We start from the raw sequence: 253 nt of genomic DNA, 5'->3' as shown, positions 1-253 counted from the left end.
TGTTCGTGGTCAGGCAGGACGACAGCACAGCCAAGCTGCGCCTGCTCTATGTGGATGCCACCGCGCGCGGCATGGGCATCGGCGCCCGGCTGGTGGAAGAGTGCATCGCGTTTGCGGCGTCCGCCGGCTATACGCGGATGACGCTCTGGACCAACAGCGTACTGGCCGATGCCCGGCGCCTGTACCAACGCGCAGGCTTCCAGCTGGTACAGGAAGAGCCCCACCACAGTTTTGGCCACGATCTGCTCGGCCA

At 65.6% G+C, this 253-nt stretch carries 1 protein-coding gene; it reads left to right on the top strand.

Features of this window, described 5'->3' with window-relative positions; translation table 11 throughout:
- On the top strand, positions 1–253 hold a 253-nt coding region (locus tag CN692_RS19310; protein ID WP_142317551.1), incomplete at both ends, for a GNAT family N-acetyltransferase.

The sequence above is a fragment of the Bacillus sp. AFS002410 genome, from assembly GCF_002556365.1.
Classification (GTDB): domain Bacteria; phylum Bacillota; class Bacilli; order Bacillales; family Bacillaceae_G; genus Gottfriedia.
This window is presented reverse-complemented; position numbering and strand designations above follow the sequence as displayed.